At 43.3% G+C, this 22,198-nt stretch carries 22 protein-coding genes; all 22 read left to right on the top strand.

Annotation, left to right across the window (positions count from 1 at the left end; genetic code table 11):
- Positions 1–157 precede the first annotated feature (157 nt).
- On the top strand, positions 158–1,036 hold the full coding sequence (locus L2747_RS10625) for an MSHA biogenesis protein MshI (RefSeq protein WP_248999013.1): 879 nt from the start codon (positions 158–160) through the stop codon (positions 1,034–1,036).
- A complete protein-coding gene (locus tag L2747_RS10630; RefSeq protein ID WP_248999014.1) occupies positions 1,036–1,644 on the top strand; it encodes a PilN domain-containing protein in 609 nt (202 codons plus the stop codon). Before L2747_RS10625 ends, L2747_RS10630 begins: the two co-directional genes overlap by 1 nt.
- Complete coding sequence (locus tag L2747_RS10635; protein ID WP_248999015.1) at positions 1,641–2,297, top strand: MSHA biogenesis protein MshJ; 657 nt, start codon at positions 1,641–1,643, stop codon at positions 2,295–2,297. The genes L2747_RS10630 and L2747_RS10635 overlap by 4 nt, the downstream gene beginning before the upstream one ends.
- Positions 2,278–2,613: an MSHA biogenesis protein MshK gene (locus L2747_RS10640; RefSeq protein ID WP_248999016.1), complete on the top strand. Its 336-nt coding sequence runs from the start codon at positions 2,278–2,280 to the stop codon at positions 2,611–2,613. The genes L2747_RS10635 and L2747_RS10640 overlap by 20 nt, the downstream gene beginning before the upstream one ends.
- Positions 2,614–2,618: 5 nt before the next feature.
- Positions 2,619–4,289 carry a pilus (MSHA type) biogenesis protein MshL gene (gene mshL, locus L2747_RS10645; RefSeq protein ID WP_248999017.1) on the top strand — a complete coding sequence of 557 codons (1,671 nt, stop codon included), beginning with the start codon at positions 2,619–2,621 and terminating at the stop codon, positions 4,287–4,289.
- Between the two features lie 2 nt (positions 4,290–4,291).
- A complete protein-coding gene (locus L2747_RS10650) occupies positions 4,292–5,197 on the top strand; it encodes an ExeA family protein (RefSeq protein ID WP_248999018.1) in 906 nt (301 codons plus the stop codon).
- Positions 5,194–6,453, top strand: coding sequence for a tetratricopeptide repeat protein (locus L2747_RS10655; protein WP_248999019.1), 1,260 nt, complete (start codon positions 5,194–5,196; stop codon positions 6,451–6,453). The genes L2747_RS10650 and L2747_RS10655 overlap by 4 nt, the downstream gene beginning before the upstream one ends.
- A complete protein-coding gene (locus L2747_RS10660) occupies positions 6,453–8,183 on the top strand; it encodes a GspE/PulE family protein (protein ID WP_248999020.1) in 1,731 nt (576 codons plus the stop codon). Before L2747_RS10655 ends, L2747_RS10660 begins: the two co-directional genes overlap by 1 nt.
- Positions 8,184–8,185: 2 nt before the next feature.
- Entirely contained in the window at positions 8,186–9,406 is a 1,221-nt protein-coding gene (locus tag L2747_RS10665; RefSeq protein WP_248999021.1) for a type II secretion system F family protein, read from the top strand.
- 31 nt (positions 9,407–9,437) lie between these two features.
- A complete protein-coding gene (locus L2747_RS10670) occupies positions 9,438–9,935 on the top strand; it encodes a hypothetical protein (RefSeq protein WP_248999022.1) in 498 nt (165 codons plus the stop codon).
- 79 nt (positions 9,936–10,014) lie between these two features.
- A complete protein-coding gene (locus tag L2747_RS10675) occupies positions 10,015–10,623 on the top strand; it encodes a type II secretion system protein (RefSeq protein ID WP_248999023.1) in 609 nt (202 codons plus the stop codon).
- A gap of 123 nt (positions 10,624–10,746) precedes the next feature.
- Positions 10,747–11,247 (top strand): type II secretion system protein, encoded by a 501-nt coding sequence (locus tag L2747_RS10680; RefSeq protein ID WP_248999024.1) that lies wholly within the window; start codon positions 10,747–10,749, stop codon positions 11,245–11,247.
- A 26-nt stretch (positions 11,248–11,273) separates the two neighbouring features.
- A complete protein-coding gene (locus tag L2747_RS10685) occupies positions 11,274–11,759 on the top strand; it encodes a type II secretion system protein (RefSeq protein WP_248999025.1) in 486 nt (161 codons plus the stop codon).
- A 184-nt stretch (positions 11,760–11,943) separates the two neighbouring features.
- Positions 11,944–12,429, top strand: a complete 486-nt coding sequence (locus L2747_RS10690) for a pilus assembly FimT family protein (RefSeq protein ID WP_248999026.1) — start codon at positions 11,944–11,946, stop codon at positions 12,427–12,429.
- Entirely contained in the window at positions 12,419–12,994 is a 576-nt protein-coding gene (locus L2747_RS10695) for a type IV pilus modification PilV family protein (RefSeq protein WP_248999027.1), read from the top strand. The genes L2747_RS10690 and L2747_RS10695 overlap by 11 nt, the downstream gene beginning before the upstream one ends.
- Positions 12,994–13,896, top strand: a complete 903-nt coding sequence (locus L2747_RS10700; protein ID WP_248999028.1) for a PilW family protein — start codon at positions 12,994–12,996, stop codon at positions 13,894–13,896. The genes L2747_RS10695 and L2747_RS10700 overlap by 1 nt, the downstream gene beginning before the upstream one ends.
- 43 nt (positions 13,897–13,939) lie before the next feature.
- Positions 13,940–14,404 carry an MSHA biogenesis protein MshP gene (locus L2747_RS10705; RefSeq protein WP_248999163.1) on the top strand — a complete coding sequence of 155 codons (465 nt, stop codon included), beginning with the start codon at positions 13,940–13,942 and terminating at the stop codon, positions 14,402–14,404.
- Positions 14,397–18,854: a DUF6701 domain-containing protein gene (locus L2747_RS10710; protein WP_248999029.1), complete on the top strand. Its 4,458-nt coding sequence runs from the start codon at positions 14,397–14,399 to the stop codon at positions 18,852–18,854. The genes L2747_RS10705 and L2747_RS10710 overlap by 8 nt, the downstream gene beginning before the upstream one ends.
- A 172-nt stretch (positions 18,855–19,026) precedes the next feature.
- The gene (locus tag L2747_RS10715) at positions 19,027–20,076 is read left to right on the top strand and encodes a rod shape-determining protein (RefSeq protein WP_012156947.1); all 1,050 of its coding nucleotides are present in this window, start codon (positions 19,027–19,029) and stop codon (positions 20,074–20,076) included.
- A gap of 40 nt (positions 20,077–20,116) precedes the next feature.
- A complete protein-coding gene (gene mreC, locus L2747_RS10720) occupies positions 20,117–21,004 on the top strand; it encodes a rod shape-determining protein MreC (RefSeq protein WP_248999030.1) in 888 nt (295 codons plus the stop codon).
- Positions 21,001–21,489 (top strand): rod shape-determining protein MreD, encoded by a 489-nt coding sequence (gene mreD, locus L2747_RS10725; protein WP_248999031.1) that lies wholly within the window; start codon positions 21,001–21,003, stop codon positions 21,487–21,489. The genes mreC and mreD overlap by 4 nt, the downstream gene beginning before the upstream one ends.
- Before the next feature lie 86 nt (positions 21,490–21,575).
- Positions 21,576–22,172 (top strand): Maf family protein, encoded by a 597-nt coding sequence (locus L2747_RS10730; RefSeq protein WP_283107259.1) that lies wholly within the window; start codon positions 21,576–21,578, stop codon positions 22,170–22,172.
- Positions 22,173–22,198 lie beyond the last annotated feature (26 nt).

A 22,198-nucleotide genomic window follows, 5' to 3' on the forward strand; every position in this document is an offset into this window, starting at 1 on the left:
ATAATAATCAGGGATAACTCGCTACACTAGTGGCATAATACGAGTGTTGCGCTATTTAGATAAGAACTCTTAGTGTTTTATAGATAACTTAACCGGTTCACCCTAGGGGAACGTGGGTAATTAGATTAGTTTTTGATAAATTTTAAGGCATGGATTAATGGAAGAGAGCCTACTCGGTAAACTTCAGTTTTGGCGTAAAGCTGCACCGACGCAAAACTTAGGTGTTTATATTTGCGCAGAAAAAATATCTGTCTTTCAAGCGGCTACCGGTGAGGTTGCGGCTAAATCTATGACGTTCTCTTTTAATCCCCATGACTGGGAGAATGCTTTCTCTCAGGTTTTAAAAGAGTTCGGTGTTGCCAAGCTTCAGCTAGTGTTAGCAGCTGATTTCTACCAATTGCTATTAGTCGACAAGCCTAATGTCCAAGACGAAGAACTTAACGCCGCTTTGCTTTGGTCTGTCAAAGATATTGTCACCCAGCCTGTTACTGATATCCATTTAGATTATTTCGAATCATCAAAACAAACCACTAATAAAGTGAATGTAGTTGTCACCGAGAAGCCTGTTTTACTGGCAATATTACTCGCGGCGAAAACCGCAGGTTTTGTGACGCAAGGTGTCTCTATTGAAGAGATGGCAATGAGTAATTTATTTGATGATAATCAAGCGCGATTAGTACTAAGTCATCGTGAAGGCCAAGAATTACTGTTAACCGTAGTTAGAAGCGGTGAAGTATTTATGCAGCGTCGAGTTCGTGGTTTCTTGCAAATTGATAAAGTATCAGCTGAAGATTTAGCTTATGGGGTTGCCGACAACTTAAGTTTAGAGCTGCAGCGTTCAATGGATTACTTTGAGAGCCAATTACGTGAAGCCCCGGTTTCTTCCATTGAGCTTGTAATGGATGGTGAGCGAACTCAACTAGCTAATCTGATTAGTGCGAACTTCAATCAAAAAGTTACGGCTTACAATGGGTCATCTGTTGAGGTTGCTTTTGCTCAACTGGCGCTAGCTGAAATCGCGCGAGGTGATGTGTAATGAAATTAAGAGTTAATCTCTATTCAGAGACGCTATTTCCGCCAGAGCTACGTTTATCATTTTCTAGACTCACTAAGGCTTCTGCAGCTCTAGTGGTGGGTTTATTGCTGGCGACCATGCTTGTATTTGCCCTAAACAGCAGTCTAGAGTCAGACAAAAAACAATTAATGGCTGAAAAGCAGCGCCTTGATTTACAAAAGCAAAATCTAGAGGCGGCTTTGGCGGCACGTGGCCCTAATAAAACTCTAGTTGCCGAAGTTGAATTAAAAGCGCAGCAATTGGAGCTAAAGCAGCAACTTTTTGGCAAATTGAGCCAGCAAGAAGTGCTTACAAGCTATGGCTACTCACCGTTAATGACTGATTTAGCGAGTGTAGCCAATAGTCAAATTTGGCTAAACCGAATACAAGTTAATGAAAACCGCTACATCTTTGAGGGCTTTACGGCTTCTCCTGAAAGTGTGCCACTTTGGGTGGAAAGACTTAAAACGACGACAACACTTAAAGGCCATGCGTTTGCCTCTATGACAATGAGTTTAGGTGAAGGTCAACCGTTAGGATTTAAGTTAACCAGCGATGCCAATAGCAGCGATGAGGGGCAAGCTAAATGAAGCAAAAATGGGCCCAATTAGCTGAAAAATTTGACGACTTAAGCCAACGCGAACGTGTATTGGTTGCATTTGTTGTACTGGTTATTGCAGGACTGTTGTTTTATCTACCGTTAGAGTCTGCGTTAAAAGAACACAATAAATTTACCCAGCAAAACCAAAGTATTGAAAGTGAAAATAAAATTTCGGTACAGCAAATAGATTTGTATGAGCAAAGCCTGAAACAGGATCCTGATACTGAATACAGGGAGCGGCTAGCTAATATTAATCATCAAAATGCTGAAATCGATAAGCAGTTATCTTTCCAAATGGTAGATATGGTACCGGCGGATCACATGCCAACGCTATTGGCTGGTTTGCTATCAAAAATTAAAGGCATTGAGCTCAAGTCTTTTAAATCTATAGCTCCGACTCCACTGTTAGAGGTAGGAGAAGAGAAAAAGATGAATCTTTATAGCCATGGTATTCGTTTTGAGTTTGTTGGTGACTATTTTGCTGTGTTGAGATTTGTTGAGGCGGTAGAAAATATGCCGAACAAGCTTTATTGGCGCAGTATGGATTATCGGGTTGATAGTTATCCTAAAGCGGCGGTTTCTTTAGAACTTTATACCTTGAGTATTAATAAGGACTTTATCAGTGTTGCCAAACAAGATTAGTGCGCTATTGATTGCTTTCCTCGCGAGTACTTTAGGTTTTAACCTTAATGCTGCGACGTTGCGAGATCCAACTTTGCCCGGTAACTGGTCGGCTAAAGCTGATGTTGATACAAATTCAGTCGATAACTCATTAGTGCTAAACAGTGTTGTCAAGAAAGACACTACAGCTTTTGCTGTGATAAATAATCAAATTTTCACCGTTGGTGAAAGAGTCAAAGGTGTCAAAATCGTCAAGATAGATGAAGACACTGTGTCGTTAGCTGACGGCCGTAAATTGACGATGTTTCAAGCCATTACAGATTTTAAGGGACAATAATTAAAATGCGCTCAATTACCTATATCACCCCTTTACTGTCATTGATGTTGGTGGCTTGTCAAACCGTTGACCGCCCAGATCCGGTAGAGTCAAAGCAAGCCTTGGCACAATCGCTTTCAGCGAAAGAAACAGCCTCAGCGACTCCGCCGCCAGCAGTGATGCCTGATGAAGTGCAACGTGAATTGTCATCAGATAACCTGTTAGCAGGCTACACTCCAGCACGTCCAACAGAGCGCCGCTTTGACGTATCGGCAAATGATGTTGACGCAAAAGTATTTTTCCCAAGTCTAGCTCAAGGCACGCCTTTAAGTGTTGCGGTACACCCAGATGTGACCGGTAAAATCTCATTATCACTAAAAAGCGTAACCTTGAAAGAAGCATTGCAGGTTGTAGAAGATATTTACGGGTATGAAGTCAGTCGTGAAGGCAGAATTTTAAGGATTTTCCCCGCGGGCATGCGTACTGAAACTTTCTCGCTAAATTATCTATATATGGAACGCCAAGGTTTATCGTTAACTTCGGTTAATTCAGGCCGAATTTCTGACAACAACGATTCCAATTCAAATAGTAGCAGTAACAATAATAATAGTAGCTCTAACAACTCATCTAGCAGCGACTCGAGTTCGAGTAACGGTGATAGCAATGAGCAAACTAACGGTACCTTTATTCGCTCGAAAACCAAGTCTGACTTTTGGGGCGAGCTAAAAGAAACCTTAGTATCAATTGTTGGTGATACAGGTGGTGGACGCCAAGTTGTTGTGACTCCGCAAGCAGGTTTAGTGACAATTCGCGCATACCCGAATGAAATTCGCCAAGTTCGTAATTTTATTAAGACCGCCGAAACTCATTTGCAGCGTCAAGTTATTTTAGAAGCAAAAGTGCTTGAAGTAACCTTGTCTGATGGTTATCAGCAAGGGATCCATTGGGAAAGTGTACTGGGCCACGCGGGGAGTACCGATATCTCGTTTGGTACTAGTCCGTCAGCAGGCTTAAGCGATAACATTACTAGCGTGTTAGGTGGTGTGACTTCGATTAAGTTAGCGGGTTCTGATTTTAGTACCATGATTAGTTTGCTCGACACCCAAGGTGATGTCGATGTGTTATCTAGCCCACGTGTAACGGCTTCTAATAACCAAAAAGCTGTGATTAAAGTGGGTACCGATGAATACTTTGTTACCGATGTATCTTCAACAACGGTTGCTGGTAATACGCCGGTAACGACTCCTGAAGTTGAGTTAACGCCTTTCTTCTCGGGTATTGCCTTGGATGTAACGCCACAGATTGATGAGAAAGGGGATGTTTTACTGCATATCCACCCGTCAGTTATCAATATTAAAGAGCAGACCAAGACGATTAAGATCTCTGATAGCACCCTTGAGCTGCCTCTAGCTCAAAGCGAGATCCGTGAATCTGATACTGTCATTAAAGCGGCTAGCGGTGATGTGGTTGTGATTGGTGGCTTGATGAAGAGTGAAAACATTGAGCTAGTGTCAAAAGTGCCGTTACTTGGTGATATCCCTTATCTAGGTGAAGCTTTTACCAACCGTGCAAATTCAACTGTGAAAACTGAACTAGTTATTTTGCTGAAGCCAGTCGTTGTTGGTGCAAACACTTGGGAAAGCGAATTAAAACGCTCTCAAGAGCTGCTTGAACGTTGGTACCCTGAGGAGCAATAAGCTTGTATCTGCAGCATTTTGGGTTAACAGAAACCCCGTTTTCTCTTACGCCGAATACGGGTTTTTTCTTTGGACTTGCACCACATGTCGAGGCCTTACAAGTACTGCAAACTGCGCTGCAAACAGGTGAAGGTTTTATCAAGGTAACAGGAGAGGTTGGAACAGGGAAAACGCTCATTTGCCGCAAACTAATGAACGAATTACCACAACGCTTCCATTGTGCTTACTTGCCTAACCCATACTTAACGCCAGATGAATTGCGTTGGGCTGTTGCATTGGAGCTTGGGTTAAAGCATTCAAGTAAGATTGACCAACAGCAGTTAACCAGCTTAATACAGCAACAACTACTAGCGCTTAGTGCTCATGGGCACTCTATTATTTTAGTCCTCGATGAAGCGCAGGCTCTGCCCGATGAAAGTTTGGAAGCACTGCGTTTATTTACTAACTTAGAGACTGAAAGCCGCAAGTTATTGCAAGTTGTACTATTTGCTCAGCCAGAGTTAGATGAGCGTTTGGCGCAAAATAAATTTAGACAACTAAGGCAAAGGATTACTTTTAGCTACTGCTTACGGGCACTTACCGAGAATGAGTCTGCTGCATATATCCAACATAGACTCAGTGTTGCAGGCAGTGAGAGTGGCCGGCTATTTAGCGAGGCAAATGCTAAACGCATCGCTAAAGCGGCAAGAGGTATTCCTAGATTGATTAATGTGTTGTCTCATAAAGCCTTAATGGTTAGTTTTGGTGAAGGCGCCCAGCAAGTTGAAAAACATCATATAGCTGCTTCGATTGCTGACACCAGTGATGCGCGAAGGCATCAATACGACACCGTTAAATGGCTCGTCGCTGCAGCAGTTATTGCAGTCTTTTTTAGTGGGCTTTATTGGTTTAAAGGAGGCGTTGCATGAGTGTCATCAATAAAATGCTCAAAGATTTAGACAAACGCCAGCAGCCACATGGTATTGAAAGTATGGCTGCACCACAAATGGCTGCGTCGGTTAAAACCTTCTCTAAAAAGTCTCTGTTTCTAGCGTGTTCACTGTCATTAATATTCGGTGGAGTTGCGGTCTTTTTTGTATCAAATCTAACGCAATCTAAAGATGCGGCAGGCGCTTTAGTCGCAAGCAATATTGTATCTGAATCACCAGTTGGTCCGCAGCCTGTTACCAAAGTTGATGTGCAATCAAAACCTGCAGGCGCAGAAAATCAAGCAAGTGTAGCGGCAGAAGATAAGCCCATAAAGAGTTCAAATACTGCTGAAAGAGCAGCTGAAGTTACTGTAGAACCTCAGTTAATAGCGACGAGTAACTCACTAGCGACAGAGTCAGTAAATACAGCTGATGTAGATATAGATAGTACTGCAATTGAGCAACTTGATACAAAACCTGAATCAGTGCCGCAGAAACCGGTTGTTGTAACTAATCAGGCACCAAAAGCAGAACGCACTCTAGTGGCTGAGCTGGCAGATAAAGCGCCTAGTATTAGCCGCCGTGAGTCAGAGTCTACGCTGAATATTTCTCATACGACTAAGCGTAGTAATGAATTGCATAGCAGTAGCAATATGGCTGTTACAGAAGTAAAGCTATCACCAGAACAGCTAGCGCAAAAGCAGATGCAAATGGCTATGGATGCACAGCAACAAGGATTGCATAGCGAAGCCTTGAACTACTATGAAGCGGCGCTAGCGTATTATCCTGCACAGCATAAAGCCAGAAGGCAGGCCGCTGCTTTATATTACGGACAGAACAAGTTAGCCAAAGCGGCAGATTTATTGGAACAAGGTCGATTATTGTTTCCACAGCAATATGAATTTTCGCTATTGTTAGCACGTGTTTTACAAGCAAGCGGCCAAAATGACCAAGCTTTACTTAGTTTAGATGCGATACCCGATACGAGTGATTTTGCTATTAAAAAGTGGCATCAACAAAGTGATTTAGCGCAAAAGCAAAAAGACTACCCTGTGGCAGAAAAGAGCTTTCGCCAACTAGCGCAACAAGAACCAAACCAAGGCCGTTGGTGGATGGGGTTAGGTTACGCCTTGGATGCACAGCAAAAATATGGCGATGCAAAGCTTGCTTATCATCAAGCATTGTTACAAGACAATTTATCCGCACAGGCAAAAGTATACGTCGATAATCGTTTGCTGCAGTTAGGAGCTTATTAGTGAAACCCAAGTTAAAAATGCGATTAGGTGATCTGCTAGTACAAGAGCACATCATTACTGAAGAGCAACTGCAGCAGGCATTAAGTGAGCAGCGTAACAGCGGTAAAAAGCTGGGACGCACCTTAATCGACTTATCTTGTATTACTGAGCAGCAATTACTGCAGTTTTTATCACAGCAGCTGAATATTCCGTTTCTTAATATTAGTAAGCGAGCCATCGACGCCAAAGTGGTAGGTTTGCTGCCTGAAGTTCAAGCTAGGCGTTATCGAGCCCTAGTTGTTGAAGACAATGGTGACAGCGTTCTTGTTGCTATGAGTGATCCAGCCGATCTGCAGGCGATGGATAACATCGAAATGCAGTTAGCGCCAAAGACGATTTCGATCGCTGTAGTGACCGAAGATCAGTTATTGGATGCTTTTGATAACCTTTATCGCCGTACCGACGAGATCGCACAGATCGCAGGTAAGCTTGAAGAGGAATATGCTGCTGATGAGATATTTGACCTAGGTAGCCTGACTGGCGGCGATAGCGATAACGAAACAACAGTTGTACGCCTGCTACAGTCGATTTTTGAAGACGCAGTGCAAATGCGTGCGTCGGATATTCATATTGAGCCTGGGGAAAAGTCACTACGTATTCGTCAGCGTATCGATGGCCAGCTGCATGAAAATATATTACCTGAGGTGAGTATTGCTGCGGCGCTAGTATTGCGCCTTAAGTTGATGGCAGGCCTAGATATATCAGAGAAGCGCTTACCGCAAGATGGCCGTTTCCATATGGAAATCAAAGGTCACAAGATCGACGTTCGTATGTCAACGATGCCGATTTATCACGGTGAGTCAGTGGTCATGCGTTTGCTCGATCAATCTGCAGGTCTATTAACGCTTAACGAAACCGGTATGCCTGCAGATATGTTGGCGCGGATCCGACGTCAGATCAAACGCCCTCACGGTATGCTATTGGTTACAGGTCCTACAGGTAGTGGTAAAACGACCACTCTTTACGGTGTGTTGAGCGAGCTTAATACTGCAGATCGTAAGATCATTACGGTAGAAGATCCTGTCGAATACCAGTTACCTCGTATTAACCAAGTTCAAGTTAACCATAAGATCGGTTTAGACTTTTCTCATGTTCTTCGTACTACGTTACGACAAGATCCCGACATTATCATGGTCGGTGAGATGCGTGACCAAGAAACTGTTGAAATTGGTCTTCGTGGTGCATTAACCGGTCACTTTGTATTATCGACGTTGCACACCAATGATGCCGTAACCAGTGCGCTACGTTTATTAGATATGGGCGCAGCGAGCTACCTGGTTGCTAGTGCGTTAAGAGTGATTATTGCTCAGCGACTCGTGCGTCGAGTTTGTCAAAACTGCGCTACGGATTATCACCTTAGTGCGCAAGACAAAGCTTGGTTGTCGAACGTAAGTCAACTTGATTATTCCAACGCTAGATTTAGAGTTGGCAGTGGTTGCCAAAGCTGTAATGGCAGTGGTTATCGTGGCCGTATTGGTGTTTTTGAAATCTTAGAGCTCGATGAACCAATGATTGAAGCAATGCGAACGGGGAATCCACAGGACTTTACTCGCGCAGCTTATCAAAGCCCTAATTTTACGCCATTAGCAGAATCTGCACTCAAGTATATGGCGCAGGGCATGACGACTATCGAAGAAGTAGCAAAATTAGTTGAAGATGTCAGTGAGATTACTTTAGAGAGTGAGGCTTAACCATGCCAGCTTATCAGTATCGTGGGCGTAGTGCTCAGGGTGAACAGATAAAAGGGGTACTTGATGCGAGCTCCGAGAGTGCTGCTGCGGATCAATTGATGTCTCGAGGCGTGATCCCGTTAGAGCTGACGCTGGCAAAAGAGGTTAAAGAATTTAGTTTAAAGACACTTTTTAAAGGCAAAGTAGCTTTAGATGAGTTGCAGATCTTCACTAGGCAAATGTATTCACTGACACGCTCTGGGATCCCAATATTAAGAGCGATCGCAGGGCTTTCTGAGACAACTCATTCACAGCGCATGAAAGAAGCGTTAGATGATATTTCAGAGCAGTTAACTTCCGGTCGCCCTTTGTCATCAGCGATGAACCAACATCCGGATGTGTTTGATGCCTTGTTTGTTTCTATGGTTCACGTTGGTGAGAACACGGGTAAGCTTGAAGATGCCTTTATTCAGTTATCTGGATACATAGAGCGCGAGCAGGAAACACGACGTCGTATTAAAGCTGCAATGCGTTACCCAATATTTGTATTGATCGCGATTGCTATCGCCATGGTGATCCTTAACATCATGGTGATCCCTAAATTTGCAGAAATGTTTTCAAGATTTGGTGCAGATCTACCATGGGCGACTAAGCTTTTGATTAATACATCAAATGTCTTTGTAAATTATTGGCCTGCGATGATTGTAGTATTAGTCGCGAGCTTCGTGGGTATTCGCTATTGGCACAGTACTGAAAAAGGTGAAAAACAGTGGGATAAATGGAAGTTAAATATCCCAGCTGTTGGCAGTATTATCGAGCGTTCAACGCTATCGCGCTATTGCCGCAGTTTTTCAATGATGCTCAGCGCTGGTGTCCCCATGACACAAGCATTAAGCCTCGTAGCTGATGCAGTTGATAACGCCTATATGCATGACAGTATTGTTGGTATGCGCCGCGGTATCGAGGCTGGCGAATCAATGCTAAGAGTATCGAATAACAGTAAGTTGTTTACGCCTCTGGTATTACAAATGGTGGCAGTAGGTGAAGAAACGGGTCAAATAGACCAGCTGTTAAATGACGCTGCTGACTTTTATGAGGGGGAGGTCGATTATGATCTTAAAAACCTTACAGCTAAGTTAGAGCCCATTTTAATCGGTTTTGTCGCCTGTATCGTGTTGGTTTTAGCGCTAGGTATCTATCTACCTATGTGGGACATGCTCAATGTGGTCAAAGGCGGTAGCTAATGCTTGCTGAGACTATTGATACGGCAGGTAAGTGAGATTGCTTAGTCAACAAAAGGCCGAGTCAGAGTTACTCGGTATATATGGCAAGTTGATTGCGTTGATTATTCTATTACTTGTAATGGCTTATATCAGTTTTCATTATTTCGGTAAAATTAATCAAACGGCGCAGCCAAGCATTCAAGTTGAGCATAGCCGTTTATTAAATGTACTAGGTGTAGTTCGCTCACAATGGTTGATGCGCAGTAAGCCAGATATTTTGCAATTAGATTGGTATTCAGACGATATCCATAGTGTTGCATCAACTGGTCAAGTCCGAATGTCTGCAGGCGGTTGGCCTATATTGAATGAGACAAGTGTTGCTGGCTGTCGGCAGTTATTGACTGAATTGTTGGGCCAAGGTTATATGCAACAAATTGAAACGCGATTCAACTCTGATACAGAAATTTGCCGATATATTGACGAGTCGGGCGAAAGTATTAGCTATCAGAACAGCTCTGGCCGGGTCATTTTTTTGACAGCGACGAACTGAGATAAGCTAAAGAGTGAAATTATCTGTTTTCTAATTTTAACAAACTGATAGAATAGCCACATACAACACTGGGGGTAAAATGAAACAACAGTATCAAAAGGGCTTCTCCCTTATCGAATTAGTCATCGTAATCGTTATTTTAGGCTTATTAGCTGCGACTGCTATTCCACGTTTTTTGAACGTAACAGATGATGCTGAAGACGCCAGTGTTGACGGTGTGGCTGGTGGCCTAAGCACTGCTGTGAGTTTTGTTCGCTCACAATGGGAAGTTGATGGTCGTCGTAACGATACCGTTTTACTTGATGGTACAACAGTCAGCTTAGATACCCGTTTTGGTTACCCAACTGGTGCAACTAATACTGATGCAACTTCGATGACCCAAGACTCTTGTCAGGAAGTATTTGATCTTGTTTTACAAAATCCGCCAAGAAGTGTGCTTCCTGGTGTCGATGCGCGTAAAGCGAGATATGTTGTAAGCCTTGCCGATGGTGCAGGTGGTAGCTCTAACACTATTGATGGTGTGCAAGTAGGTGGTCTAGATGTTTGTCTATATTACTTGGCGTCATCACTTAAGTTAGACGCCCAAACAGGTTTCCCTACAGAAACCTTAAATGATTTGAATAATCTTGCTGGTAAAGGGGTGACATACAACCCAGGCTCAGGCCAAGTAGCGAGCTTTATTGAATAAGCTTTATTGAAAAGTTTAGTTTAAATGTTTGGTTAAAAAATTTATTAAATTAATTGATAGCGTTTAGCTAACAACAAAGTTGTAAGTTGCCGCTGAATTCTATATGTGATCGAGGAAATTTCTATGCAAAAGCAAAATGGTTTTACCCTAATTGAATTAGTGGTTGTGATTATTATTTTGGGTATTCTTGCTGTTACTGCAGCTCCTAAGTTTATCAACCTACAAAGTGATGCTCGTGCATCTGCATTACAAGGTGTTAAAGGTGCTATTCAAGGCGCAAACGGTTTAGTTTTTGCTAAATCTGCTGTTGGTGGCGATGAGAAAAAAGCTAAAGGTTCTTGGACTAATGCGGACCCAACAAAGCCTACTGATGGCGTTGATATTGGTGCTGAATATCCAGCAGTTACAAACTTCGGTTATCTTCAAGCCACCGAAACTGAATTTAACAATGCAATCGATGCTGATTTTGGTACTACAGATACAAATGATTGGAAAGTTGATGCTTCAACAGGCCAATTAGTTATCACTCAAATTGGGGCACCAGTATCTGACTGTAAGCTAACCTATGTGGAAGCTACTGCAACTAAAGTTCCTGAATACACTATTGTTGATACTGGATGTTAATAGTACTTACTTAAGAGACATAGAAAATGCAAAAGCAAAATGGTTTTACGCTAATCGAATTAGTGGTTGTGATTATCATTCTAGGTATTTTGGCGGTAACTGCTGCACCTAAGTTTATTAACCTACAAAGTGATGCTCGTGGATCGACTCTTCAAGGTCTGAAAGGTTCTGTGCAAGGTGCTAACTCACTAGTATTCTCTAAAGCTGCTATAGCTGGTAAAGAAAAATTAGCTGATACAACTGTTCAAATTGGTGCCAATGCTGCTGATACTGTAAAAACTGCATATGGTTATCTGCAGAATGACAAGCAATCACTATTAGATGCTTTAGATATTAGTGAAGACGATTGGACTTTCGTTCCAGGCACTTTGAGTACCGCAACAGTGATTTATCAGGTTGGCTCTCCATATGATGCTTCAGCAAATTCACCTGTTGAGTGTCATTTTGAGTACACTCCTGCTCAAAGTTCTAGTGAAGCTCCAGTTTATGAAGTAAAGGATGGAGGCTGTTAATTCAGCCTAAGTTCAAAAGGCCTGCCTCGCAGGCCTTTTTTGTATCTAATGGATTAATAGCGGCTTTATTTGCCATACTTATTAAATTGTTAGACACTAACTCCAATGAGTTAGCGCTCCATCCCTTTTGTTTGATTAGCCATAGCGGCTAGTCTTAACACCGCAGTACTGTTCAGGACTGACAATGCACAGAACGCAGCGACACACAGGTTTTACCTTAGTAGAGCTTGTCACCACGATTATTCTTATCGCTATTCTAGCGGTGGTTGTCATTCCTCGGCTATTAACGACCTCAAGCTACAGCGCATTTACCTTACGTTCTGAGTTTATTAGTGAGTTACGTAAAGTGCAGATCATGGCTATGAATAACCAAGACCGCTGTTATCGTCTATCAGTGAGCGATACCGACTATCAAATCATTCGCCTTAGTGGTCGCTTCAATGGCGGTTGCTCTGGCAACATTTTACGCACGGATGCGCCGCAAGCATTTCAAGGTGGTGCAAGCTTAGCGCTAGTCAGCAATGGTAGTAATCGTTTTAATATTGAGTTTAATTTGCAGGGAGTGCCAATCGTTGCAGGCGTAAGCTGTAATGGGAATTGTATTAGCGTCATTGCTGACGAAACGTTATTTTTAGCGATAGAGTCGGAGGGGTATATCCATGAGGGCTAATCCGCTTGCTATCATGCAAATTAAAACCCAAAAAGCTTTCACCTTAGTCGAGCTAATAGTGGGAATGGTGGTTATTAGTATCGCCTTTGTACTATTAAGTACCATGTTATTTCCTCAAGCTGAACGCTCAGCTGATACCTTGCACCGAGTTCGTTCTGCAGAGCTAGCACATTCGATCTTGAATGAGATCTGGGGTAAACGATACGATCAAAATACCAATGCCAATGGTGGAGTACCGGCTTGTGGTGCTGCAGCCAAGCCTGCTTTTGGCCTACCAGCAGGAGCTAATTGCACTCCGTTGGCAGGTTTAGGCCCTGATACGATTAATGGCGTAACAGAAACGCGAAATGACTATAACGATGTTGATGACTATACCGGCTTAAATATCAATAGCGTGATGCTCAACAGTACGATGACTTACGCAGAACGCTATCGTAATTACCTATTATCAGTTTCAGTTGAATATAATAATCCCGCTAACTTAAATACTAAGCTAGTGACGATTAACGTCACCACACCTAACGGCGAAGTCATGACGTTTAACGCGATCAGGAGTAACTATTAATGCCTGCATCGGTATCTTCAACTGCTAAGTTGCAGTTAAGCACAATAAAGCAATTAAAAGGCAAGGGCTTTACCTTGGTTGAGTTGGTGACGGTTATCATTGTGCTTGGCGTGCTAGTGTTAGGTGTCAGTAGCTTTCTTATATTCGGCACTCGAATTTTTATCGATGCCACATCAGTCGATCAAGTGATGAGCCAAAGCCGTTTTGCAATAGAGCGAATGACCCGTGATATTCGCAATGCAGTGCCGAACAGTATTCGAATTAGTAATGGTGTACGCACTAACGGTACGGCCTGGCAGTGCATTGAAATGATGCCTATTCAGGCGAGTGCATCTTATATTGAATTACCAATAGTGCCAGCTGATAAATCAAGAGAGGCTAGAGTTATGCCTTCGCGTGCGACGGCTGCTTCATTAACCGCAGGGCAATTTTTACTGGTTTACCCATTGAGCCCTGCTGATGTTTATACCTCCATTGCTAACTCTAAGACAGATGGTAAGTTATTCCGTATTGATGTTGTCACCGAAAATGCAACTAATGATTTAACGGTTAACTTTGGCCGCCAAGTGCGTTTTGATGCCGCTTCACCGAGGCAGCGTTATTTTGCTGTTCAACAAGCGGTGAGTTACTGCTTTGAGCAGGTTACTGTAGAGCTGAGTTTGCTCAATCGTTATAGCGGATACAGCTTTAATAACCCTGTGAACCAACCATCACCAGATAATATGGGTGATGGGGTGTTAATGGCTGAGAATATTGTTAATACAATCGGTATTAATAGCCCGATGGCTTATACCCCCGGTACCTTACAAAATAATGCTATGGTGCATTTGAACCCATTGTTTGATGTGCAAGGTCAGAGCTTTCAATACCATCATCAAGTGCAGGTGATAAATGTTCCCTAGATTGCAAATTACCCATAATACTCGCAAGCAAGTTAGACCTGTAATGCTCAGTGGAAATTATAGGGCTAAGCAGCGCGGTAGCGCGTTGGTTATTGGCGTATTCATTATCACGGTAATGTTTTTATTAGCGGCAGCGCTGATAAATGTACTCAATGATGCTGACCAACAAATTAGTGTAGAAGTATGGGGCACAAGAGCTTTTGCTGCAGCGAATAGCGGCGCAGACCGCAGTTTGGCAACGCTATTTCCTCTAGATGGTAGTAATGGTAGCTGTGATGCTTCTGTGACTTGGGATATCGGTACAGACACTGGCTTGGTTGGTTTTCACGGCTGTACGGTTAGAATGGCATGCTCAACAGTTACCGTTAACTTGCTACCCAATAATATGACCCAATATTTGATAACTAGTACTGCGACTTGTAGTAGCGGCGAATGTAACGCTGGCGTTGAGAGTGATGCGAGTTGTATTCGGGTAAGCCGTCAGGTGGAGGTCGAAGCTCGTGATTAAATGTCGTTTATTTTTGCTTGGTTTATTCCTAAGTTTAAGTGTTCCGTTATGGCTACAGCCAGCTTTTGCTTCCGATTGGAACTCTGTCTTTCAAGAGGGAGTTAATGTTCATCATAAAAATGGCAAAATCGAATTTAAGCATGGCGCATACCTAGATAACGCACCTGTAGATGGTGTGTTACCAGCTAAAAGCGTGGATGATGCACAGGGACGGTCGTGTTATCCACGCTCGCCTAATTCGCGAGTGGAGTGTACAGCATCAGGTCAATCAGCTGATTTTCCCTCTGGCAGAGTTGGCTTTGAGCAATGTAAATCACATAGCAAAGTTGATATCAGTACTGAATACAACAATAGAGAGATAGATGTTGTAAGTGGTGAATATGGACATATTCATTTAGATGGCGGAAGTAACCGAAAAATTAGGTTTGTTACCAGCAATGGTATTTATAAAATGAAGCATTTGAAAGCAAGTAGCGGTACATTGCAATTTGCTCCAGGCCAATATTGGATAGAAGAGTTAGAAATTGAAAATGGCGTTAATGTCGTTTTTCCGCCTCTAGGGACAGGAACGGTTAGTCTATTTGTAAAGAAAGCTTATGAGCATGAAAACCAAAGCTTATCGCAAAGTGCTGAACAGTTGCTGCTATACAACTACGGCGACTTTACGTTAAATGGTTCGACTTACTTCCGCGGTTTTGTTTTTTCAGAAAAAGATATTGAACTCGAAGGCTCATCTTCTGTAGAGGGCGCTGTTTCGGGGAAAAATGAAGTTGAACTAGAAGGTACTAGTCGTGTGATTTTCACTGACACTGCAGGCTACCTAAATGTTACGCCTAATTGTGAAGTGGGTCCGCTTCCTAACCCGCCAGTGCCAACTCAATGCCCTAGTGGGCAAGATAATGTTGAAGGTCTCACATACCGTACCTACGATACTCGGACTTGGTATCCAGATAGTTATAGCCCTGCTAATTCGGCTGAATTTAGAGAGTTAGTTGAAGACTTTAGAAAAACTCGGTTTCAAATTGGTGAGTCTATTGAAAGCAACTTAGATCAAAAGGGGGACGGCATTAACCCGCACTCCAATTTGAATTCGGACCAAGACTTATATTTAGGTATTTTTGAGGGCTATATTGATGCCCCAGAAACGGGTGAGTATACATTTGCAATCGATGGTGATGATGCCATTGAATTACTGATTGATGGCGAGGTAATTACAGGATTTTATGGTACTCACTCAACCTGTGACTGTACGCGTTACCAAGGTACTGTTTCACTCGAAAAAGGTCCCCATCAAATAGAACTTAGGTTTCATGAAGCTTTTGGTTATGAGGCTTTTAGGCTCTACTGGAAGGCTCCATCAGCAAATAGTTTTACAATCGTACCAGCCGAAAAACTATTGACTTGTCCCGCGCCACAATTTGAGTTTGGTCGTGCTGAACTTGCTAATGACGGCACTGCAAATATTAAATTTAATAATAACTACTTAGCGCCTCCAGTGGTTGTAGTGATGCCAACTATTGATGGTAATGATGCCAATGCTGATCGTCCTTCAACACTACGAATTGATACTAGAACGTCTAGTGACGTAGAAGTAAAACAAATGAACTCTGGCAATAACTCTGCTTTGAACAAAAAAATGTCTGAAGTAGATTATTTTGTAATGGAGCCTGGTTATCGCTTTTTAGCAAGAGGAAAAGCTTTACAAGCAGGAACGGTTTCCACTGCTCTATATCAAGGAAAACGATTGCCTAGCGCTGGTCGAGGCTACGAAACGGTTGAGTTTGAGCATGACTTTGGTACACCTCCCGCAATTATCGGCCAAACGTTAACAAATAAAAATAGACGTTTCATTACGACTGCTATCAATAATGTCGATTCAGATGGTGAGGATTTTGATATTGCGATTGAGGCTTCAGAGATTTCAGGGGCAATTTTATTAGAGGAAACGCTTGGATATGTTGCCGGTTTAGGTAAAGGCTTTATGAATATTGGCGGTGAAAGCATTGCCTATGAATTCGCGAATGCTCTTAACCATGGTGCAGGTAACAGTACTCGGACATTAAGTCAGCAGTGTGGATTTAATAACACTTATAAACAAACATATAGCGCGCAACCGATAACCATTGCCACTAAAAACCAACGTAGAGGTGGTGATGGTGGCTGGGTTAGGCGCTGTACTAAAGATAACTTTACTAATCAAGTGAGCTTTGCTTTAGACGAAGATCGGGAACTTGATAATGACAGAAGTCACTTAGCAGAAAGCATCGGTTACTTTGCTTTTGAATATACAGCCGAGCCGCCAGCAGTGAATCATTATCGGATCCGCTTTGATTCTGGTGCGTTAAGTTGCGCAGCCAAATCCGTAACGGTACAAGCATGTGCTGATGACAATTGTAACTCGTTGCTGAGTGACCCAGCTTCTGTAACGCTAACTAAAAATAGTAGCGACTATACTAGTGCGAACTTTAATGGCAGCACAGCTCTTGAAGTGTGGCACCCACAGGGGGGCGTAGTAACCTTAGGCTTAGGTAATACAGTGCCAAGTGCTAGCTATCGTTGTTATATCGATGGTAATTTGGTGGCCAATAGTCAGTGTCAGCTTAATTTTGAAAATAGTGGCATTTACTTTGATATTGATGATTCAACCTCCTGTAAAAATACCAGTGACTTTGAGTTGTTTGCAGTTAAGAAAGATGAAACCACCCAACAGTGCGTGCCGTTATTTGCTAATCAGACTAAGCCCATTTCATTGGCATTTAATTACATCACGCCAGATGCTAGCGGGATAAATGCAGCGGCTAAACTCACTATTAATAGCCTCAACTCACCAACGGCAAGTAAAGAGATTGCTGGTGGAGCGACCCAAGAGTTGCAAGTGCACTTTGATGCTAATGGTAAGGCACTGCTCAATGTTAACTACCCAGAAGCGGGTAAAGTTGAGCTTGCTGCAACACTAACTGAAACGATTAAGTCTCCAGATGGCTCAACAAGTGAAACGTTAGTGCTTACTCATAGTGAGCAATTTGTGGCAAAGCCTGATGGCTTTCACTTCTTTAACCCATCGGGTAATAATGGCTGTACAGGAGCAAGTTGTACTAAGTTCGCTATGGCGGGTGATGATTTTGCTATGAGCGTAAAAGCGGTTTGTGGTGTTGATGATTCAACGCCTTATAAAGATCGCCAAGCGCTTAATAACTTTCAATTTACTGACTTAACAATCAAACCTGTATTGCAAGCTCCGTTAGTGAGTAATGGCGATCCCGAAGACGGCGGTCTTGGAGGCATAGGCCAGAACAAAATTAATTTTACTAAGACCAATAGTGCGCCTTTTGCAATAACTGACCAAACTTATTCAGAGGTGGGAGCGATTAGTTTTGCGCTAGATGGCGACATTAATTATCTTGGCGCAACCATTGCTGAGGCAAACTCGACCAGTGACCTATTTGGCCGGTTTACTCCTTATTTCTTAACGGTTGAAGCTAATACTCCACAGCTTCAAGCTCAGTGCTATAGCTTTACCTACATGGATCAGCCTTTTAGTTTCCAGTCAGGCTCTGAGCCTACTATCGCCGTAAAAGGCATGAACAAAGCTGGCGCTGAAACGGGTAATTATCAAATTGGTGAGTGGTGGCGTTACCGCGGTAATCAATGGACTAATCGCAGCTATAACGATACTTCCGGTGCGACCTCGGTGAATGGTGCTGCGCTTGCTGTACAAGATGTGTCGCCACTTTCAGAGCAAGTCGATTACTATCCAACTGACCCTGCGAACAGCATTCAGCGAGCTTATTTGAGTGGCACTCAACTTAGTTATCCGCGCACACAATCTTTGGCTGTTCCTTTTAACGGTAAGTTTGATTTAGAGCTGAATAAAGCAGATGTCACTGATAGCGATGGTATTTGTTACCGAGATCCTGCTACTGTTGGTAATGGTTGCAGCAATTTTTCGTTTAGTGATATCGGTGAAGCAGATATCAATAGTGGAACGAATGCGTTTGCATTACGTTATGGCCGAATGGTGTTGGCCAATGCCTATGGCCCATCGTCTGAAGAGCTGCGCCTTACGGTGAATACGCAATTTGTGAATAGCAGCGCAGAGTGGGAAAACAATAGCGCTGATAATTGCTCGGTATTTGATACCACTAGTGCGGCTGAGTCTGCAGATATTGGTTTGTACCTTAAACCAGATACAGGGCTTGAAGCGGTAGAAGGGTTTACCCAAACAGGTGGCACAAATAAGTCTGGTGCAATTGGACTTGGTAATAGCTTTATCTATTTTCCTGCGCCTAATGCTGACGGTGAAGTAGGCTTGCAGCACCATGTCGATAAATGGCTGCAATGGTATTGGCAATATGACTCTAGTAGCGTATTGCAAGACCCAAGAGCAACCGCTTATTTTGGCACCTACCGAGGCCATGACCGTATTATTTACTGGCGAGAAGTTAATTAAATGTCAGTATTTAGGGGCGAGACAAGTTATTGACTCGCTCTTTAGCGGTTATATCGCAAAAAATACAGTTTCATTAGCAATTGTTAACCTCTGCGGTCTTGTGGATTTTAAGAAGCGTGATAAAGTTACCTGATTTCTTTTTTCTACGATTCCACATAGACAGGCTGGTTACATGTTCAAGAAGCTACGCGGCATTTTTTCTAATGATCTTTCGATCGATTTGGGTACAGCAAATACGCTAATTTACGTCCGTGAAGAAGGCATTGTACTAAACGAACCATCAGTGGTTGCTATTCGTGGAGAGCGAAGCGGTTCTGGTCAGAAGTCGGTTGCGGCCGTCGGCACAGAAGCTAAGCAAATGCTTGGTCGTACACCAGGCAACATTCAAGCTATTCGTCCAATGAAAGACGGCGTTATTGCTGACTTTTATGTTACAGAAAAAATGCTACAGCATTTTATCAAGCAAGTTCACAACAACAGCGTATTCCGTCCAAGCCCACGCGTATTAGTTTGTGTGCCAGTAGGCGCAACACAAGTTGAGCGTCGTGCAATTCGCGAATCAGCAATGGGCGCAGGTGCACGTGAAGTGTACTTAATTGAAGAGCCTATGGCGGCAGCAATTGGTGCTGGCTTACCAGTATCTGAAGCAACAGGTTCTATGGTTGTTGATATCGGTGGTGGTACTACTGAAGTTGCTATCATCTCATTAAACGGTGTGGTTTATTCATCGTCAGTTCGTATCGGTGGTGACAAGTTTGATGATGCTATCATCAACTATGTGCGTCGTAACTACGGTAGCTTAATCGGTGAAGCAACAGCTGAACGTATCAAGCACACAATCGGTACAGCCTACCCAGGTGATGAAGTACTTGAAATTGAAGTACGCGGTCGTAACCTTGCAGAAGGTGTACCACGTAGCTTTACCCTAAACAGCAATGAAATTTTAGAAGCATTACAAGAGCCTCTTTCAGGTATTGTTAGTGCGGTTATGGTTGCGTTAGAGCAATCGCCTCCAGAGTTAGCGTCAGATATTTCTGAGCGCGGTATGGTACTTACTGGTGGTGGTGCATTAATTCGTGATCTAGATAGACTGTTAATGCAAGAAACTGGTATTCCAGTCATGATCGCTGAAGACCCACTAACGTGTGTGGCTCGCGGTGGTGGTAGAGCTTTAGAGATGATCGACATGCATGGCGGCGACCTGTTCTCAGAAGAAAACTAACCACGGTTAAAAAGGGCGGTTTATACCGCCCTAGTTTGTTATGAAGCCTATTTTTGCTCGCGGAATATCCAACCAATTTAGACTAACACTGGCAGTTATCATGTCAGTGATTTTGCTTGTCGCCAATGACAGGCTTGAGCCTGTGCGTAATTCCCTTTCTTCACTGTTAAGCCCGCTACAGTACGTTGCTAATATTCCCGGTGCGTTGTTGGATCTTTCTGCTGAAAGTTTAGCGACTCGCAATATGTTAGCTAAGCAAAATAAAGAGTTACTGCGTCACCAACTGTTGATGAGCGAACGTTTACAACGTTTCGAGCACCTGCGCCAAGAAAACGATCGTTTACGTGGCTTACTTGGATCGCCAGTCCATATGGACGCTAAGAAAGTCGTTGCTGAAGTCATGGAAGTGGCTAGCGATCCGTTTCGTCAATATGTTGTGCTCAACCATGGCACTCGCAGCGGTGTGTTTGTCGGCCAGCCGGTAGTTGATGCACAAGGTGTTGTAGGTCAAGTCGTGCAGGTTAGTGAGCTAACTAGCCGAGTATTGCTACTGTCAGATACGACTCATGGCATTCCGGTGAGGATTACCCGTAACGACGTGCGCTTATTAGCTGTCGGTACTGGAGTGTTGGACGAGCTAGAACTTAAACATGTGGCTAAGAGTACTGACGTACGTGTTGGTGATTTACTCGTATCATCAGGTTTAGGTAAGCGTTTTCCTGAAGGCTACCCAGTTGCACGTGTAATGAGTGTCGAGAAAGACGACGGTAAGAGTTACGCAACCGTAGTCGCTCAGCCTCTAGCGGCACTAGATAGAATTCGTTATTTATTGTTACTTTGGCCAGATATTGAGTCAGACGATGCAGAGCTCACGCCACCAGAAGGTGTTGAAGAAGCAGTGAAAGCGAGTCAAGAGGTCGCATCATGAGTTTACATGTGGCAAATGGTCGCTGGGTGGTTTGGCTAAGCCTATTAGCGGCAATGTTATTTCAAATCATGCCACTGCCAGATTTGGTAGAAGCTTGGCGTCCAGATTGGTTGTTGCTGGTTATTATTTATTGGGCGATGGCATTGCCCCATAGATACAATATTTTAACCGCCTGGGTGCTCGGGGTAATGCTCGATATATTGCTGGGAGCGACCTTAGGTATTCGTGCGTTTGCTATGTCAGTGGTGGTTTACGTTGTTGTGCTGCATTTTCAACGCCTACGTAACTTCCCTATGTGGCAACAAGCATTAGTTGTCGCCATGCAGGTTGCACTTTATAACTTGGTGGTTTTCTGGGTGCAGTTTGTTACCGACAGCGCTGTATTTGATATTAGTTTGTTCTATCCAGCGATTTCGAGCTTAGTGATGTGGCCATGGATCTTCTGGATTTTACGCAGAGTTAGACGCCTTTATAAAGTGCGATAACCAGTAATCTCAACATTTGTACAAACTTGTTTGGCTCGATGAATCAAGCCGTCAGTTAGTTTAGTTAAAATCGAAAGGTACTTATTATGAAGTTAGTCCTTGCCTCGGCTTCACCGCGCCGTAAAGAGTTATTAGGCCAGTTAGGTTTTTTAAATACCAATAGCCCTGCGCCGTTCGAGTTTGAGATTTTAGCGGCAGATATCGATGAAAGTCATCGGGCAGGTGAGTCTGCACAAGCCTTTGTAGAGCGATTAGCGCAAGAAAAGGCACTCGCTGGTTTAGCGTTATACGGCAATGATAAAAATGCTGTGGTGCTAGGTTCTGACACCATAGTCGTTCAAGGTGAGACGATTTTAGGCAAGCCAACAGATGAAGCTAATGCCGCTGAAATATTGGCAAGCTTATCAGGTAAACGTCATCAAGTGATGACAGCAGTCGCGCTAACTGATGGAACCAAAACGGTTAGTCGTTTAGTGACCACTCAAGTGCAGTTTTGCCGCTTGACTGAAGCTGATATTTTAGCCTATATCGCAACGGGCGAGCCAATGGATAAAGCCGGTGCATACGGGATCCAAGGTTTGGGTGGAAATTTTGTTGAAGCTATCGATGGCAGTTATTCCGCGGTAGTAGGGTTACCTTTGGTAGAAACCCGAGCGTTGTTGTGTGAGATGCAAGTTTTATAGCAATAAATAGAGTCATAAATAGGCCT

This window comes from Shewanella marinintestina, from assembly GCF_023283845.1.
GTDB lineage: Bacteria > Pseudomonadota > Gammaproteobacteria > Enterobacterales > Shewanellaceae > Shewanella > Shewanella marinintestina.